At 49.1% G+C, this 17,295-nt stretch carries 13 protein-coding genes; 6 read left to right on the top strand and 7 right to left on the bottom strand.

From position 1 onward, the window contains the following. Positions 1 to 284: 284 nt before the first annotated feature. A complete protein-coding gene (gene acs / locus NG833_RS13210) occupies positions 285 to 2,252 on the bottom strand; it encodes an acetate--CoA ligase (RefSeq protein ID WP_254565749.1) in 1,968 nt (655 codons plus the stop codon). Positions 2,253 to 2,605: 353 nt separating this feature from the next. Between acs and NG833_RS13205 the strand changes: the two genes are divergently transcribed. Next, entirely contained in the window at positions 2,606 to 3,895 is a 1,290-nt protein-coding gene (locus NG833_RS13205; RefSeq protein WP_254565748.1) for an FGGY-family carbohydrate kinase, read from the top strand. Positions 3,896 to 4,002: 107 nt separating this feature from the next. On the opposite strand, the gene NG833_RS13200 is transcribed toward NG833_RS13205, so the two are convergent. The 4 genes from NG833_RS13200 to NG833_RS13185 all read right to left on the bottom strand — a co-directional run bounded on the left by NG833_RS13200 (position 4,003) and on the right by NG833_RS13185 (position 8,955). After that, positions 4,003 to 5,019 carry a WD40 repeat domain-containing protein gene (locus tag NG833_RS13200; RefSeq protein ID WP_254565747.1) on the bottom strand — a complete coding sequence of 339 codons (1,017 nt, stop codon included), beginning with the start codon at positions 5,017 to 5,019 and terminating at the stop codon, positions 4,003 to 4,005. 193 nt (positions 5,020 to 5,212) lie between these two features. Beyond that, complete coding sequence (locus tag NG833_RS13195) at positions 5,213 to 5,653, bottom strand: hypothetical protein (RefSeq protein ID WP_254565750.1); 441 nt, start codon at positions 5,651 to 5,653, stop codon at positions 5,213 to 5,215. Between the two features lie 208 nt (positions 5,654 to 5,861). Then, positions 5,862 to 8,195 (bottom strand): DNA helicase PcrA, encoded by a 2,334-nt coding sequence (gene pcrA / locus NG833_RS13190; RefSeq protein WP_254565746.1) that lies wholly within the window; start codon positions 8,193 to 8,195, stop codon positions 5,862 to 5,864. Between the two features lie 193 nt (positions 8,196 to 8,388). Next, complete coding sequence (locus tag NG833_RS13185) at positions 8,389 to 8,955, bottom strand: Uma2 family endonuclease (protein ID WP_254565745.1); 567 nt, start codon at positions 8,953 to 8,955, stop codon at positions 8,389 to 8,391. Positions 8,956 to 9,355: 400 nt separating this feature from the next. Between NG833_RS13185 and NG833_RS13180 the strand changes: the two genes are divergently transcribed. From NG833_RS13180 to NG833_RS13170, 3 genes are all read left to right on the top strand, one after another. Continuing rightward, positions 9,356 to 9,883, top strand: a complete 528-nt coding sequence (locus NG833_RS13180; protein ID WP_254565744.1) for a hypothetical protein — start codon at positions 9,356 to 9,358, stop codon at positions 9,881 to 9,883. Continuing rightward, positions 9,867 to 10,964, top strand: coding sequence for an OmpA family protein (locus tag NG833_RS13175; protein WP_254565743.1), 1,098 nt, complete (start codon positions 9,867 to 9,869; stop codon positions 10,962 to 10,964). Before NG833_RS13180 ends, NG833_RS13175 begins: the two co-directional genes overlap by 17 nt. A 132-nt stretch (positions 10,965 to 11,096) precedes the next feature. Continuing rightward, the gene (locus NG833_RS13170) at positions 11,097 to 11,831 is read left to right on the top strand and encodes an SIMPL domain-containing protein (RefSeq protein ID WP_254565742.1); all 735 of its coding nucleotides are present in this window, start codon (positions 11,097 to 11,099) and stop codon (positions 11,829 to 11,831) included. A gap of 92 nt (positions 11,832 to 11,923) precedes the next feature. Here the strand turns inward: NG833_RS13170 and NG833_RS13165 are convergent, their stop codons facing one another. Beyond that, a complete protein-coding gene (locus tag NG833_RS13165) occupies positions 11,924 to 12,259 on the bottom strand; it encodes a DUF5615 family PIN-like protein (RefSeq protein ID WP_254565741.1) in 336 nt (111 codons plus the stop codon). Continuing rightward, the gene (locus tag NG833_RS13160) at positions 12,252 to 12,566 is read right to left on the bottom strand and encodes a DUF433 domain-containing protein (protein ID WP_254565740.1); all 315 of its coding nucleotides are present in this window, start codon (positions 12,564 to 12,566) and stop codon (positions 12,252 to 12,254) included. The genes NG833_RS13165 and NG833_RS13160 overlap by 8 nt, the downstream gene beginning before the upstream one ends. A 399-nt stretch (positions 12,567 to 12,965) precedes the next feature. Here NG833_RS13160 and NG833_RS13155 point away from each other — a divergent pair, with 399 nt between their 5' ends. Beyond that, a complete protein-coding gene (locus tag NG833_RS13155) occupies positions 12,966 to 13,358 on the top strand; it encodes a hypothetical protein (protein ID WP_015148764.1) in 393 nt (130 codons plus the stop codon). Between the two features lie 220 nt (positions 13,359 to 13,578). Beyond that, positions 13,579 to 17,031 carry a tetratricopeptide repeat protein gene (locus NG833_RS13150; RefSeq protein WP_254565739.1) on the top strand — a complete coding sequence of 1,151 codons (3,453 nt, stop codon included), beginning with the start codon at positions 13,579 to 13,581 and terminating at the stop codon, positions 17,029 to 17,031. Positions 17,032 to 17,295 lie beyond the last annotated feature (264 nt).

Here is a 17,295-nt window from a genome sequence, read left to right as displayed (position 1 = left end):
AAAAATAAAACCTTCAAAAAACCCGCAGGCTCAAGCCTGGGGCTACACGGACAAAGCGGTGCCTGCGCGGGCTAAAAGAGCCTTGTTAGGTGCGATCGCATCAAAGCAAGGATGATTTATTTGTTGGAATCCCCTAAGAGGAGAGGGAGAATCAAGACTTTCCTGCCCTCTCCTAAGAAGAGAGGGAGAATCAAGACTTTCCTGCCCCCCCTGCCCTCTTAGGGAAGGGGGCTGGGGGGTTAGGTCTCCGACTCTTCACCTGAAAACCTTACCACAGAAGGGTTTTAACCCCCGCTTCTGAGTTTATCCAACACACTGCGGTCTTGTAGAGTCGAGGTATCTCCCGCAATTTCTTCCCCAGCAGCAAGATTACGAAGCAGGCGGCGCATGATTTTGCCCGATCGCGTTTTGGGTAGGTCCTCAGTAAATCGGATTTCCGTAGGTCGCGCTAAGGCCCCAATTTCATTGACAACGTGCTGTTTCAGCGCTTTTTCCAGTTCCGGACTAGGTTCATATCCGTCTTCTAAGGATAAGAAGGCAACGATCGCCTCCCCGCGTACTTCATCGGGTTTACCCACCACCGCTGCTTCAGCGACGGACTCATGAGAGACTAGGGCGGACTCGATTTCCATTGTCCCTAAACGGTGTCCCGAAACGTTAATCACGTCATCCACACGACCCATCACCCAGAAATAGCCGTCTTCGTCGCAACGGGCACCATCTCCCGCAAAGTAGAGATAATGGCCGTCTTTGGGGGCGATATGTTCCCAATAGGTGCGCCGGAAGCGGTCTGGGTCTCCGTAGACGGTGCGCATCATTCCCGGCCAAGGGTGCTTAATGACGAGATATCCCCCTTCATTGGCGGGGACGGGACTGCCGTCTAGGTCTACAATTTCGGCCAAAATTCCGGGAAAGGGACGGGTGGCAGAACCGGGTTTTGTTGGAATGGCACCGGGTAAGGGGGTAATCATAAATCCGCCGGTTTCGGTTTGCCACCAGGTATCGACAATCGGACAGCGATCGCCACCAATCACATGAGCGTACCAGATCCAGGCTTCGGGGTTAATCGGTTCGCCGACGGTGCCCAATAATCTCAGGGAAGACAAATCCCGGGCGTTGGGATGTTGGTCCCCCATTTTGATGAAGGACCGAATCGCCGTGGGGGCGGTATAGAAGATGGTAACCCCATATTTTTCGATGACATCCCAGAAACAACCCGGGTTTGAGGGTCGTGGTGCCCCTTCATACATGACGGTGGTTGCACCGTTAGACAAGGGTCCATAGACGATATAACTATGGCCAGTAATCCAACCGACATCAGCGGTACACCAATAAACATCAGTTTCTTGCAGGTCAAAGGTCCATTGCAGGGTGACATGGGTGTAAAGGTTGTATCCCGCAGTGGTATGGACGACCCCTTTCGGTTTGCCGGTGGTGCCAGAGGTGTAGAGGATGAATAGCAAGTCCTCGCTATCCATCGGTTCTGCGGGACAGTTGGCGGAGGCGGTGGGTTGCAGTTCATGCCACCACCGATCGCGGTCCGGTGTCATGGCGATTTCTTGTCCCGTCCGTTTGACAACCAGAACGTGCTCGACACTGCTGGCCCCTAGTTCTAGGGCTTTATCCACTTGCTCTTTCAGGGCGACAATGGATTCTTTGCGCCATCCACCATCCGCAGTAATCACCAATTTAGCTTGGGCATCCACCAGGCGGTCCTTGAGGGATTCGGCGCTAAATCCGCCAAAAATCACCGTATGGGCGGCCCCGATGCGGGCACAGGCCAACATGGCGATTGCTGCTTCAGGAATCATTGGCATATAGATGCCGACGCGATCGCCTTTTTTCACCCCCATATCTTTGATTACGTTCGCCATTTGGCAGACTTCCCGGTGCAATTGGGCGTAGGTGAGGGTCCGGGAGTCTCCCGGTTCTCCTTCCCAAATCAGGGCCGCTTTATTTTTGCGGTGGGTGGTGAGGTGGCGATCGAGACAGTTGTAGGAAATATTCATCTGACCCCCGACAAACCATTTAGCATTGGGGGGTTGCCAGTCGAGGACTTTATCCCATTTTTTGAACCAGTGCAGTTCTTTCTCTGCAAGCTGTTCCCAGAACTGTTCGGGATTGGCGGCAGCTTGGTCATAAAGCGCCTGATACTCTTCTAAACTCTTGATGCGAGCATTTTTGGAAAATTCCGCTGATGGCGGAAACTGCCGTTTTTCGTTAAGAATCGATTCAATCGTGGGTTGGGACATGGTGTTTACAGTCTCTTGTTTGCGCTTATTTATTATTTTTGATCCAGAAGGCCACTTAAAACCTTGAGATTTTTTAAGTCATTGGTCCTTTGTCATTGGTCCTGGGTCCTGGGTCAACAACGACCAATGACAAAGGACAAAGGACAAAGGACAAAGGACCAACACCATCGCCTAAACTAGAGGATGGTAAGTGTTGAGGTCAGTGGTCATTTGTCATTGGTCCTGGGTCCTGGGTCACTGGTCCTGGGTCACTAGAGAAATGACATAAGACAGTGAAAATCCTTACGCCGTCATCCAACGACAAAGGACAAATGACCAATGACAAACGACAAATGACAAAGGACAAATGACCCATGACCCTCTATCTCGGCATAGACTTCGGGACTTCTGGTGCTCGTGCAGTGGCGATCGATGACCATGCAGGGATTCAGGCACAGGCGGATTTTCCCCTGGACCGACAAACCCCGGAACTGTGGCAGGAGGGGTTATGGGCGTTACTGGACCAAATCCCGATTACGGTAAGGCAGTCCATCGGCGCGATCGCCATTGATGGGACATCCTCTACGGTGTTGCTATGCGATCGCAGTGGCACTCCGGTGGCGGAACCGATTCTCTACAATGATGCCCGGGGAATCACGGTGATGGAGACATTACGGGAAATTGCCCCCCCCAATCATCCGGCGACTGGGGCGACTTCCAGTTTGGCCAAGCTGTTGTGGTATGCCCGTCATCCCAAATTGTATCCTGATGCCCTGCACCGGGTGGCAACTACGGGTTTATTCTTTCTGCATCAAGCGGATTGGCTGGGTTTTCAACTCCACGGTCAAATGGGCATCAGCGACTATCATAATGCCCTGAAATTGGGGTATGACCCCGAGCATTTATTTTATCCCGAATGGTTGCGACTGGCCTTGCCGCAACTGTTTACCAAGTTTATTCCCTATTTGCCTCATGTGGTCAAACCGGGAACGCCAGTCGCGCCGGTAACCGCAGAAATGGGCGATCGCTTTGGGTTGCCTGCGGATTGCGTGATTTGCGCTGGAACCACGGACAGTATTGCCGCATTTCTGGCATCTGGTGCCAGGGAACCGGGAGAGGCGGTGACTTCCCTGGGTTCAACCCTGGTGCTCAAACTCCTGAGTCGCGATCGCGTCGATGATGCGCGCTATGGGATTTATAGTCATCGTCTCGGCAATTTATGGCTAACGGGCGGGGCATCGAATACTGGAGGCGCGGTTCTGCGTGAGTTTTTCAGCGATCGGCAACTAGCAGAATTCAGCGAAAGCATTGACCCAAACCTGGAAAGTCCTCTGAAATATTATCCCCTCCTCAAACCCGGGGAACGCTTTCCCTTAAATAATCCCGAACTCCCCCCGCGATTAGAACCCCGTCCTCAGTCCGATGTGGAATTTTTGCATGGATTATTAGAAAGCATAGCCCGCATTGAAGCGCGGGGATATGAACTGTTACAAGAATTTGGTGCCACGGGACTCAAGCGAGTTTACACCGCAGGCGGTGGGTCAAGAAACCCCACCTGGACCGCAATTCGTCAACGTCGCTTGAATGTTCCGGTCACTACGCCGACACAAACAGAAGCCGCCTATGGTGCCGCATTATTAGCCCGAATGCAAGACCGGGGCTAAATTTTGCAAAAACCCGCACCCAAAGAGGGTGCGGGCCCTTCTTCAGCCCGCGCAGGCGGGCTTCGTCCGTGTAGCCCCAGGCTTTAGCCTGCGGGTCTCTTCCCCAATTACCGACCTAATTCCCAGATATTGATGGTGTTATCATTCCCCGCCGTCGCCAATCGTCTCCCATCGGGTCCCATTGAAACGGAAAAGATGGATTTCTCATGACCCGTAAGGGTTTCCACTAATCTCCCACTCCCGATATCCCAGAGTCGGACTGTGCGATCGTCACTAACGGAGGCAACGGTGCGTCCATCAGGGGTAATCGCAACTTGATATACCGGGAAGGAATGACCCGTCAGGGTCCGCAACAATTGGCCGCGATTCACATCCCAAACCTTGACAGTATTATCGTAACTGGCACTGACGAGGGTCTGTCCATCGGGGGTAAAGGCAACGGAACTCACCCAATCATCATGGGCGGGAATGGTGGTGATTAACTCCCCAGTATTCAGATTCCAGAGTTTGACATTGTTATCCAGTCCCCCGGATGCCAAGGTTGCGCCATTGGGACTGAAGGCAACGGCATCTACCCCATCCTCATGGGCGCTCAAGGTGCGAATGATTTGCCCATTCTCTACGTTCCACAGTTTCACCGTGTTATCCCAACTGCCCGTTGCCAGGGTCCGGCCATCGGGACTAAATGCCACGGTTCTCACCCCTTTTGTGTGACCGTAAAGGGTATAAATCAACTGTCCGGTTTCCATGTTCCAGAGGTTGGCGGTATTGTCATCGCTACCACTGGCTAGGAGTTGACCGTTGGGAGAGATATCCAAAGCCCTCACGTCATCTAAATGAACAGAAGCGGTATAGTTGAGTTCTCCGGTGTCGGCATTCCAAAATTTGATGGTATCTTCATTGCTACCACTGACGACCACTGGGGCAGTTGGACTATAGGCAACGGCAAAAATCGGGAAAGCGCGATCGCCAATGGTTCGGACCAGTCGGGAACTGGGGGTGCGCTGTTGGGCCAGCAATGGGGGGGCGCTGGCTAGAAAATGTAGGGGAAACACTCCCAGAGTCGCCATTCCAGCTAAGACTAAGGCACTAAATTTTTTCCCGGACAAAGGTTTTAAGGTCATATTGGCTTCATTAGAAAATTAAGTGTTCACCTAGGATCTAACACTATTTTAGAGTTTAGATTCACGGATTTTTGAGGGCGGAGTTAAAGGAGTAGGGTGGGCAATGCCCACCTACACCCAAAGGTGGGCATTGCCCACCCTACCATTGCTATTTTAGAGTTTAGATTCATGGATTTTTAAAGGAGGCGTTGACTCAATCCTCCGTCCCCTCCTGCCACTTTTGCCATTGTTGTTGTAAATATTTTGTCCATTCCACAGCGATCGCCACTTCGGTAAAGGGAATCTGTACTGAATCTTGTGGGGATGGAAACAAAAATTCTAAAGCAATGGTCTTGGCTTTGAGATTCTCCGGTAGAGTATCGACTGTCACAGGTTGTTGATTCACCAGCAGGTTCAATGACTGTACCTCTTTTAAGGAAAAGGTTTCTTGATTCACCGGACCTTTGCGCGTGGGTTTTCCCCAAGTCAGGCAGTCACCCTTCTCTCCTAATACCGCATAAATATCATACTTGGTGCGATCGAATCCCTGCGCCCAAGTCCGATAGGCTTCCACTTTTTGATATTCGTTCCATCCTGCCCAAGCCAGTCCTATAAATAGGGCCAGCAAGGGTAACCACATCAGTCCTCTTTCCATCGGTTTAATCTCTGCGATCGCAATCATAATTTGAGCAAAAACCGCCATCCTAAAGGGTGCGGGCTTCTTCTTCAGCCCGCGCAGGCGGGCTTCGTCCGTATAGCCCCAGCCTTCAGGCTGCGGGGTTCTCATCAGACCTTTGAATACCGTATTCCATCCAAAATCCAGGCTGTTTCCAGACGCCATCTCTGATTTTTAGTTCCCGGAATTAATTTAATTTTTCCATCGGGGCCGTCTGCGGGTCGATAATTTTTTGACCTCCTCGCATAAATTTAATCGCCAAGGACATCTTAGTAGCAGACCCGAAAACGTGAGACACTTCCCCAGGACCAAAGGTATCATGAACCACCATATCTCCCACCTGCCAAGTCTCCTTCGCTGCTGCCCCTTTTTGCGTTTTTGCAGTCCCAGAACTGCGGCGAGTTTTTTCCTTGGGAACCGAATTTCCCTGGAGTAAATCCCGGGGTAATTCTGCTAGAAATCGGGAGGGTTGAGCGCGTTCATAAGACCCCCACAAGCGCCGTTCTAAAGCATGAGTTAAAAACAATCGTTCCTGGGCGCGAGTAATCCCCACATAGCAAAGTCGGCGTTCTTCTTCCAGACTGCGCGGGTCATTCACACTGCGGAAATTGGGGAATAAACCCTCTTCCATTCCCACTAAAAAGACCACGGGGAATTCTAACCCTTTGGCGGAATGAATGGTTAACAAAGACACCGCTTGTTCCCCTTCTTCTAAGTTGTCTAACTCCGAAGCAAGGGAGGCACTGGAAAGAAATCCGGTTAAAGAATTGTCTTCATTTTCTTCAGCAAATTGCATTGTGGCGTTATACAACTGTTCAATGTTTGCCATCCGGTTTAACGCTTCATCGGTATTTTCCAGTTTCAGGGATTCCATATACTTGGATTCTTCCATAATCCCTTTCAGGATTTCGATCGCCGGTAAGGTTTCCACTTGTTCCTGCCATCGGGACATTAATGCAGCAAATTCTAACACTTGTTTCACCGATCGCCCTGCCAGGGTTTTCACTGATGTATCATCACTGAGAATTTCCCACAGAGGCACACCTAACTGCTTTGCTGCCTCATCCAGACGATCTAAGGTTGTTTTCCCAATACTGCGTTTGGGAGTATTAATAATCCGGCGCAAACTAATCGAATCCGAGGGGTTAGCAAGGGCGCGCAAATAGGCAACCGCATCCTTAACTTCCTTGCGATCGTAGAACTTCAAACCCCCCACCACCCGATAGGGGATATTCATTTTAACTAACACATCCTCAAAAGAGCGCGATTGAGCATTGGTCCGATACAAAATCGCAAACGAACCCCAATCCAACTCCGGATGCTGATTGTGCAACATCCGAATTTGATTTACCACATATTGGGCTTCATCTAAATCATTTTCGGTCCGATAACAGATAATCGCTTCCCCTTCTCCCCGGGTGGGACGCAACACCTTCTCAATGCGTTCCGTGTTATTCTCAATCAGTTTATTAGCAACTTCGAGGATATTTTCCCGGGACCGATAGTTCTCCTCTAATTTCACTAAAGTTTGGGTTTCATCATCCTCTAAGCCATCCCCAAAATCTTCCTGAAACTCCAGCAAAATGGTATAATCCGCCATGCGGAAGGAATAAATGGATTGGTCTACATCCCCCACCACAAAAACCGAGCGATTTTCCCATTTGTTAAATGACTTCGCCGATGCTCCATTGGTGACTAACATCCGAATAAAATCATATTGAGTGCGGTTGGTATCCTGATATTCATCCACCAAAATATGATGAAACTTGCGATGCCAGTAATCCAAAACTTGAGCATCTTGCCGAAACAGTTCCACCGGAATCCGAATCAAATCATCAAAATCCAGGGCATTATTCGCCGCCAAAGTATCCTGATAGCGACTATAAATCTCCGCTACCTTGCGATTGCGGTAATTTTCCGGGTCAGTCGCTTCTAACTCCCGAGGAGACAAACCCTTATTTTTCGCCCCACTAATTTCATAGCGGATTTTGCGAGGCTCAAATTTTTTGTTATCCAAATTCATCTGTTTGATGACAATATCCTTGATAGCCGTTTGAGCATCGGACTCATCTAGGATAGAGAATTTGCGGTTCCATTGCCTACCATTTTCATCTTTAAATTTTTCAATATCGTAGCGCAAAATCCGGGAACAGAGCGAATGAAACGTGCCAATCCACAGGGGTTTAATGCTGTTTCTCCACACCTGCGATCGCACCTGAGTTTGTTCCGCTGGATCTAGGGCGGAAAACGGTTTATCATACTTTTGTTCTGCCACCGTATCGGCAAAAATCTTCTCAATCCGTTCCTTCATTTCCCGGGCCGCCTTATTCGTAAAGGTCACCGCCAGGATATCCTCAGGATGGACTTGATGAGTGCGGATTAAATTAGCAATTCGATAAGTAAGCGCCCGAGTTTTGCCCGAACCCGCCCCGGCAACGACTAACAAGGGGCCACAGAAATGTTCCGCAGCGCGCCGTTGGTTGGGGTTCAGATGGGCCAGAAAGTCAAGGGTTGAGGTCATGGTTGAACGAAGCAAAAGCGGTAAGGGCTGAGGAAACACCCGCACCCTGAAGGGTGGGGCTATACGGACGAAGCCCGCCTGCGCGGGCTGAAGAGGAAAGCCGGTGTTTGACAACCGGATTTGGTATCAGATCTGCTTTGTAATTTTACCAAATTTGGGGACTGTTGACATCGGATGGATTTCGCCACTGGTTTTACTCATTTTCCTCAAAAATAGGCGGCCAAAGTTCAGAAACCAACAATTCCCAACCCGGTAACAGTTCGGGAATCGTTAAGGTTTCATCCCCTTGAAGTTGCAGCGGTTCCCCCGTGGGACGATAAACGGTCACTGTTTGTTCATCCGGGTCAATTAAAATTGCTACTTGTGCGCCTTGTTCCAGGTATTGCTGGAGTTTCTGCTGGATGGGAGGAATGCGATCGCCTTCGGATTTAATTTCCACCACTAAATCCGGAACCAGTTCGGCAAAATACCGAATACTACGCCGCAACCGTTCTGCTTTGACAAAAGAAACATCCGGGGCTTTCAGATTACTATTCGGTAAAATAAACCCACCGGCAGAGTCAAAAACTCGCCCCAATCGACGCGGATTAATCCAAGCATAAAGCGCCGCAATTAACCGAACCCCAATCTCACTGGATACAATATCTGAAGGTCCCCGGATGGAAATTTGGCCCTTTTCTAATTCTAATTGATAGTCCAACCCCGCTTGATTGATGACACCTTGAAGTATTTCTAGGTCTTTGAGGGTTAAGTTGGACATGATTTTGTGGCGGATAGAGGGATTGTGTTATTTTATCATAGGTTGGCTAAATAGAGCGATTCCAGGACTCTTATGGTACAAATATTGACAGGAGTGCGGTAAGCGAAGCTATGCCGTAGGCTTTGCATCTTGCTCGCCATTTTAGAAAGCGAGCAAGATGCTCGCACTCCTAGAAAATGTACCTCATAACACTGGAAAAACCTATAAAGTTTCTGGGGTTTTGTTCAAAATTAAGACATAAATTTATTGTTTTATAACTGTAGTAATATTGACAGTTTCCGCATTACTACTGAGGCCCAAAAATGAGGCAACATTTCTTAATAATTCTTAAAGATTAACCCAACCACCGATTCCCGGATATCGAGTACAATAATCAATTAATATTAAAAACCGCGCATCTATGAACCTTCGCCTGTTCGCCGCGATCGCCTTCCTCTCCTTGGTCTGTGTGGGGTGTGATTCTAACCCCTTGGCACAGAAACTCCCAGGAGGCGCACCCGCAACCACAACATCTCCAACGGTGACAGAACGTTATGATTTACAAATGAATCAAAGCGAAATCGTGATGCGCTTGACAGAAGTCGCATTGGCTGAAGATAGTACAATTCTAACATTATCCATCACCAATGGCCGCCGAGAGGTCATCGAAATTGATACTGAAAAAGAACATATCTTTATCTATGATGACAAAAACAATAAATATAATCTAGCTATTCCTCCAGATAATCCCCTGATTCAAATCCCACCGGGCACGACTCTTAACGGTCAATTTGTATTTATGGGTCGGTTATTGCCGGAAGTTAACTCAATCCGATTAGAAACTAGAATGGAGTGGGTCCGGGCTAATTCTTCTTCCCGACAGTGGACTCAATTTGATATGAGAAATATTGAAATTTCCAGAAATTCCGAAAATGACCCAACCAATTAAATCCCTAAATCTAGTCATCGCCTCTAGCTTGCTGTTAACGACTAACGCTTGCCAAAATTCCCAGCAAAACTTATCCAAAGTTACCACCTATGAAATCGTCCCCGTTCCTGTCACTCAATTAGAAAAGGTTAACCAGACCCCTAGGACAACATGGACCTTTAAACCTGTTCCCATGAGCAGGATTGACCCTCAATTTCTGGCTAAAAGGAGACCAAACGTAGAAACACAACCCCCGCCGACTCCAGTACCCGTAGAAACAACACCAGAACCGAGTTCAGCAACAACAGAAACGCTCCCTCCTGCAACTTCAGTCCAAGTAGAACCGCCACCGGAACCGACTCTAGTAACTGCGGAAGAAGACCCGACGGATTCAACCCGAATTCTGGTAGAAACGGTGTTGCCGACGCCAGTTGAGGTGGAACAAACCCTCACGGAATTAAATGCGGAAACCACCCTTGAAGGGATTAGATTTAATCTTTCCGACAATATTTTATTTGAATTCGATAAATATCACGTCCGGGCGGCAGCAAAACCCACCTTGGAAAAAGTCAATCAAGTGCTGACCCATTTTAAGGATGCCCGGGTGTTGATTCATGGACATACAGACAGCAAAGGCACCGACGAATATAATATAGAATTGTCTCAAAAACGAGCAGCGGCAGTGAAATATTATTTTGTGAATAACTTTCAAGCGGAACCTACCCGTATCCAAACACAAGGATTAGGAAAAAGTCAACCGATCGCCCCGAATACCAATCCCGATGGTTCTGATAATCCCCAGGGACGGGAAAAAAATCGGCGGGTTGAATTTACCATTCAAACGGAAACTCGGACTGTAGAAATTGCGCCCAATTCCGACCCCTTTGGGGAAGCCGTTAAGAAGGCAACGAGTGCAGCAACCCTAACCCAAACTGCCAAAACTCCCGAACAGTGGTTACAAGTCGCCAAACACTGGCAAGAGGCGATCGCCTTCATGCAAGTTGTTCCCCAAGATAGTGCCAATTATGCAACCGCTCAACAAAAGGTGGGAGAATATCAAAATAATTTGAATTATGCTCGGCAAAATGCCGGGTTACGTTAAATTCGAGGGGATTTAATCCCCGATTAGAGGGTGGTAAAAAAAAATTAGTTTCCAAAAGTGTAACCAGGCGATCGCATTCATCGGGGAAATGTCAGACTATGCTTATAGATGAATTTCACCGGAACCCCTATCATGATGAATCGATTAATGCCAACCAAGCTGAACGTCTTAAGTCCGATCGCCGCTGTTGCCCTTGCCTTGGGACTGTTTAGTATTCCGCCCAGTCTCAATGCTGTTTCTGCCCAGGAACAACCCTCTCGCAACCTCACCGTCACGGGACAGGGAATCGTCAGTATTCCCACCACGTTAACCGAGGTGAGATTAGGGGTGGAAGTGCAGGGAAGGACCGCCCAAGAGGTGCAACAAGAGGTAGCAAGGCGATCGCAAGCATTGGTGGAACTGTTGCGATCGCGCAATGTGGAGAAACTCCAAACCACCGGCATACAACTCAACCCCTTGTATCGCAGTAATGACAACGCAGCGCCTACGATTACCGGCTATTCTGCCTCAAATATCGTCAGTTTTCGCCTCCCCACCGATCGCGCCGGAACCTTGTTAGATGAGGCAGTGACTGCCGGTGCAACCCGCATTGATGGAGTCAGCTTCACCGCCGCCGATGCAGCAATGGAAACCGCCCGTCAGCAAGCGATTCGCGCCGCCACCCAAGACGCCCTCACCCAAGCGGATACCGTCTTATCTGAACTCAATCTCACCCGGCGAGAAATTGTCAAAATCCAAGTCAATTCCGCTACTCCCTATCCACAACCGATGTTCTCACGCATGGAAGCGGCAGCAGATTTTTCCACCCCTGTCATTGGAGGCGATCGGGAGATTTCCGCCTCAGTCACCCTAGAAATTAGCTATTAACCCCCTCAACCGTCGGGGGCCGTTGGGTGGCAACAACCTTTGGAAGAAACGACTGAAGTCGTTACTACGAACATGAAGAAACGACTTCAGTGTTAAATAAATTCAATTTTTCCTTGTATTTCTTCGGGTTCTAGGTATTCCCAAATTAAAGTTAGGCCCCTTATAATGTCGCCCATAGAGCGACTTTTTTGCTGACAGTAAACTATTCCGTTATGATTGATTCCCATTCCAGCTATTCTTAAAAAATCGGTGTCTTGGGTAAACATCACTCGCTTTTGTTCTATTACAAAAGCGAGTTGTTCTTCATCTGACGCCCCGATTAAGCCAGCTTCTGGTGTAGTTGTGACATCAATTCCACGCCGTTGTAATCCATTTGCTATGGCATAGCTGACATTTTCATCTAAATGAAAGCAAATTGTTTTAGGCATTTTTTCGAGACTTTAGTTTTTCTTGAAGGAGTGACGGGGTTTTTGATTCCATTTCTGTGGCAAATGCTTCATCTTCTCGAATTTGGAGTCTGATTTCTTCTCGATTGTCGTGATAATAGGCTAAGGCTGCATAGACATCTGATAATGTAATAGAGGGGTAATGATAGAGGATTTCATCGGGAGACATTCCCATTTCTTCCGACCAAATCACAACATCTTGCACTTTAATCCGATGTCCAGCAATTCGCGGTTGACCTCCACAAACGCCGGGAGTGATTTCAATATGTTCTGCAATTACCTTTTCCATGATTTTTAATAATTTTTGGGGTTTGCTACTTTTGGAGGCTATTTTAACACAAATGTAAGGGTGAAAACGCCAAAACATCACCCACATAGCCGCCCTTGTTGTATAATTTTCAACTGCCGGGGTCTGAGGATTTACAGGGACCCAGACCTATGATATGATTCAAAATTACGGATAAACCATCACCGCTAACACTGGCACTCTATCTCCGGTGTCCGCCTCAAGACAGCAGGAATGGTTTAGGGTGGGGTCCCACCAAGGCCGGGATTTTTTTAAGGCCATGATAACATATTAAGAACCTGAAATCCGATAAAATTTAATTCTTCATCAGTAATTCGCTATGTTAAGATAACATCATACTGGTTGTCTGCAAGAAAAACAACGGATAGCAGCTAAATTAATATGCCCCAAAACACGCTTACGAAAAATCGCCGGTTAACTCAGGTGGGATTGCTACATTTAGGCCGATACCTGCGTTGGCTTAGACATTATCGGGGTTGGACGTCGGTCCATGATCTGGGGCAGTACATTGCAACCCAAGAGTCGATCTTGCTGAAAGAGCGAGGGAAGGACCTCTATATCGACCCGGAACTGGTCCCTGGGATATCAGGACCCCAGATTAATCGGATTGAGGGGGGTAAAATTACTCGCCTTGCGATTGATCAGTTGATGTTGCTGATTGATGTATTGGAACCCGTGCATCCGCAGTCGATGGATACGATGAGTTTAGAAAGTTTGCTAGATATTGCTACAGGGGAGGCAACGATTGAAGTGCCGCCCCTGGGTAGTGATTAAGGCGAAGGCAACTCCTCGGGGAATTAAGGGCAATCTCCGGGGAGTCTTAGGGATTCGTTGGGATTGGTCCGGATTGGGAGACTAACTACCGTTACGTTACATTGACTCCTGGGCAACGAATTGAAATTCGATCGCCCCAGGAGGATAACTCCCAGGGTAAAATTGACCGCATATATCAGAAAAATCCTCATACAAACCAAACATCGGCCTCTCCATTAAAATGACTAAGCGAAGTTGGCTAGAAATTCTGGAATATTTATCCGTGGCGGGTTCCGTGGCGGGTTCCGTAGCAGCGATCGCGACGCAGCAGATTGTTTATGCTGCAACGCCCCTATCCCTGTCCGTGGTCCTCAATTTGGCTAATCGCCGTCGATTAGCGCAGGAAGCGTCCTTCGGAGGCAATGACATCGAACTCCGGGAGAAACTCGCCCGGGAGTTAGGGATTTTACGCGAACAAGTGCAGGGATTGCCGACGGATTCGGAATTTAATCATGTCCAGTCGGCAGTGTCGAAACATTCGGAAGAATTTGAAGCGGTTAAGCGACAGTTAGAAAAAACCCTGTCTTTGGCGCAAGGGTTGGAGTTGAATCCCTTGCGCCAAGATATTTCTGTGCTTCGGGAGAATTATGCCGGGGTCCAGGAGACTTTGGCGGCCCTGACTGCACAACTCAATGGCGCAGACTCCTCCAAGAGTGGACATGGGGTTGAGCGATTGGAGAGTGCGATCGCCCAAATTAATAGCAAAATTGCCCAATTTCAAAATAAACTCTCGAAATTGGACCCGGGCGGGGGGACTCCGGATTTAAACCCGGTGTTGTCTGAAATTGCTCAAATTGAACAGCGACTGGAAACGGTTCGCTCTAGTGTGAGTCAAGCGATTGAGCAGGAAATTGCCGGGTTGCGGGCGGATCTCGAAGCGCGTGTTAGCGCCGGAAATCCTTTGGAATTTGGCGCGGAACAAGTGAACTCCTTAAGTTCGGCGATCGCCAAATTGCAGGAACGGCAGCAGCAGTTAGAACAGGCGATCGCCCCGGTGAGCGAGTTGCGGATGCAACTGGAACAGTTGAATCAGAAGGTGGCAGCGCAACCGGATATTGAGCAGGTGGAACGCTTGAAAAATGCTTTATCCTTAGCGATCGCCTTGATTCCTCAACTAGAACAGCAGTTAGATTTAGAACGCCTCGGAGTAGGGGGAAATGGTACTGCTGTCGGAGTAGATTTAACGGGGGTGGATGAATCCCTGCGGAAAATTGCCGAATCTGTCAGCGAGGCGATCGCCGAAATTGATACGCGGTTAGCCCCCCTAGAAGCAGTAAACCTGCGCCGCATCCAAGAAGATTTGGCCCTGCAAACCCGGGAGTTAGAACAGTTAACCAGTGGATTAGCGGCCCTACAACAAGAACAGGGGTCCTGGAAAACTGCCCTCGCCGGATTACAGGAGAAAATCGAGGGATTACCCCAATTTGTTGCACCAGAAGCCTTAGAACCCCTAGAAACGGCCCTCACAACCCTCAAAGAACGGGTGGATCTCCTCTCGGGGTTTCCCATTCCCGAACTCCAGGACCAGCTTGAACAGTTAGCCGATCGCGTCAATAATTTACCCGACGCGATCGCCTCACAATCCGATGTGGAACAACTGAATCAAGCATTGCAGGAGGTTACCGCAAATCTGGCAGAAGTGCGAGAACTCACAAACTCCCTGGAAAACCAGAGTGAAGTGAGCAATCGCCTCAGTCAACTGGATAGCATTGTGAGCGAACTGAACTCACGCCTAGACGAAACCTTGCCGCAAGAACGGGAGGAGTTGCGCCAAGAGGTGCAGAGTCTGCGGGAACAACTGGAATGGCAAGGGAGTGGGGTTCCCAATGCGGTGTCCAGTGAGGTGACTCAGCAAATCCACCAATTGCTGGAACAGTTCAACTCTCGCCCGGAATTGGAGCAAATTGAGACCCTGAGTGCGAGTGTTAGCGAACTGGATCGGCGATTGGAACAACTGCCCAATCCTAGCCAATCCCCAAGAGAGGAACGGGATGCGGAAGCGATCGATGTCCTGCGGTTGGAAATTTCTGAGTTGCGATCGGCCCTGGCACAAGTGAGCGAATCCATCGGTCACTTATCCGATGTGACCCCGGAGAGAATCGAACGGTTAGAAGCGGCATTAGGGCAACTGGAAGGACAACTGGAACAGTGGCGCAATCGCCCGGGACAAGTTTCCGTGCAACCGCAGATTGAGCAACTGAGTCAGCAGCTTAAAGCCCTGGCAACCCATCCAGAAGTGCCTCACACTACCCCGGAAAGTGGTCATCTGCAATCCCTAATTTCTCCGGCGATCGCCCAGCAACTCTATCAAATTGAATCCTTGCTGGAAGGGATTAAAGCTCATCAGTATGAGTTAGTGTTTGACCGACCCGCGATTAGAGCACAACTATTCGAGGCGATCGATACGGTTCAACATCGCCTGATTTTAGTCTGTCCTTGGGTCAGTCGGGCGGGATTGGATAGTATTCTGCTGCAAAAACTAGAAGGATTGCTGCAACAGGGTGTTCAAGTCGAAATCGGTTGGGGACATCTGCGGGATATCGAAGCGGGAGAATTCCCCATCCGGATTAATGAACATTGGCAACTGGACCCGATGGCAAAACGCGGGTTATATGATGCCTTGAATGATTTGGAACATCTGCGGAGTCAATATGGCGATCGCCTGCAATTAAAAGTTCTTGGCACTCATGAGAACTTTTTGGTGTGCGATGACAGTTGGGCGATGTTGGCAACTCATCACTTCCTGAGTAGCAGTGATGCGATACCGGAACGGGAAGTGGGATTACGCACAACCGATCCGAAGATTATTCAAGGGTTAATTGAGCGCTTTAGTGAACCGTTGCTGAATCCCGCCAATGCCAGTGCCTATTACAATCGCGGATTTGAGCGGTTGGATATTGGGGATTACCAAGGGGCGGTTGATGATTATACTCGCGCGTTGCAGATTGATGGCAATCAGCCGACAGCGTATAATAATCGCGGATTGGCGAAGTTCCAAATCGGGGATTTTGCCGGGGCAATTTCCGACTATACGCGATCGCTGGAATTGAATGACAATGAAGCGGTGGTGTATTTTAACCGAGGATTTGCCCGGTTTAATCAGGGAGATTATACTGGGGCAATTGGCGATTACACCGAGTCTATTCTGAAAGCGCCGGAACAGACAGGGGCTTATTTCTATCGCGGGGAAGCCTACGGACGCTTGGGCAATTATCAACAAGCGGCAGAGGATTATACTCGCGCGATTCAACTGAATCCCCAAGATGCGGTGGCGTACAATAACCGAGGATTGGCCCGGTATAACCAAGCGGACTATGCGGGGGCGATCGCGGATTATACAGAAGCCTTGCGGTTGAAACCCGATGATGCCGTCGCCTACTTGAATCGGGGGGTTGCCCGGTCCGCAGGGACTGATTATCATGGGGCAATCGAGGACTTTACCCAAGCCCTGAGTCTGAATGAGAAGTATGCCAGTGCCTATAACTATCGGGGTCGGGCGAGGGCTGAAATGGGCGATCGCCAAGGGGCGATCGGGGACTTACAAACGGCGGCGAACTTGTTTTCTCGCCAAGGAGATACCATCCATCACCAAGAGGCGATCGCGGCCCTAACTGCCTTGGCGAGTGCAGAGTAAACCCTCAATGAGGGGACCCGAAAGCGGGGTTCTAATCTAGATCGAGGGTGAATGGACCTATTGGTTGGAGGGCCAACGCTAAATCATCATGTAGAGGCGATTCGCGAATCGCCTCTACATTTATTTAGGGGATTCCAACAAATAAATCATCCTTGCTTTGATGCGATCGCACCTAACAAGGCTCTTTTAGCCCGCGCAGGCACCGCTTTGTCCTGTGAGCCTCCAGGCTTGAGCCTGCGGGTTTTTTGAAGGTTTTATTTTTTG

The organism is Oscillatoria sp. HE19RPO (genome assembly GCF_024220515.1).
Taxonomy (GTDB): Bacteria; Cyanobacteriota; Cyanobacteriia; order Cyanobacteriales; family Laspinemataceae; genus Laspinema.
Note: the sequence above shows the minus strand (reverse complement) of the source record. Positions and strands in the feature narration are given on the sequence as shown.

Bases quoted from the DNA above. Each gene is read 5' to 3' on its own strand.
- NG833_RS13175 (WP_254565743.1), top strand. From the start codon at position 9,867: ATGACCCAACCAATTAAATCCCTAAATCTAGTCATCGCCTCTAGCTTG.
- NG833_RS13180 (WP_254565744.1), top strand. From the start codon at position 9,356: ATGAACCTTCGCCTGTTCGCCGCGATCGCCTTCCTCTCCTTGGTCTGT.
- NG833_RS13155 (WP_015148764.1), top strand. From the start codon at position 12,966: ATGCCCCAAAACACGCTTACGAAAAATCGCCGGTTAACTCAGGTGGGA.
- NG833_RS13150 (WP_254565739.1), top strand. From the start codon at position 13,579: ATGACTAAGCGAAGTTGGCTAGAAATTCTGGAATATTTATCCGTGGCG.
- NG833_RS13185 (WP_254565745.1), bottom strand. From the start codon at position 8,955: ATGTCCAACTTAACCCTCAAAGACCTAGAAATACTTCAAGGTGTCATC.
- NG833_RS13170 (WP_254565742.1), top strand. From the start codon at position 11,097: ATGATGAATCGATTAATGCCAACCAAGCTGAACGTCTTAAGTCCGATC.
- acs (WP_254565749.1), bottom strand. From the start codon at position 2,252: ATGTCCCAACCCACGATTGAATCGATTCTTAACGAAAAACGGCAGTTT.
- NG833_RS13200 (WP_254565747.1), bottom strand. From the start codon at position 5,019: ATGACCTTAAAACCTTTGTCCGGGAAAAAATTTAGTGCCTTAGTCTTA.
- NG833_RS13165 (WP_254565741.1), bottom strand. From the start codon at position 12,259: ATGCCTAAAACAATTTGCTTTCATTTAGATGAAAATGTCAGCTATGCC.
- NG833_RS13160 (WP_254565740.1), bottom strand. From the start codon at position 12,566: ATGGAAAAGGTAATTGCAGAACATATTGAAATCACTCCCGGCGTTTGT.
- pcrA (WP_254565746.1), bottom strand. From the start codon at position 8,195: ATGACCTCAACCCTTGACTTTCTGGCCCATCTGAACCCCAACCAACGG.
- NG833_RS13205 (WP_254565748.1), top strand. From the start codon at position 2,606: ATGACCCTCTATCTCGGCATAGACTTCGGGACTTCTGGTGCTCGTGCA.
- NG833_RS13195 (WP_254565750.1), bottom strand. From the start codon at position 5,653: ATGGAAAGAGGACTGATGTGGTTACCCTTGCTGGCCCTATTTATAGGA.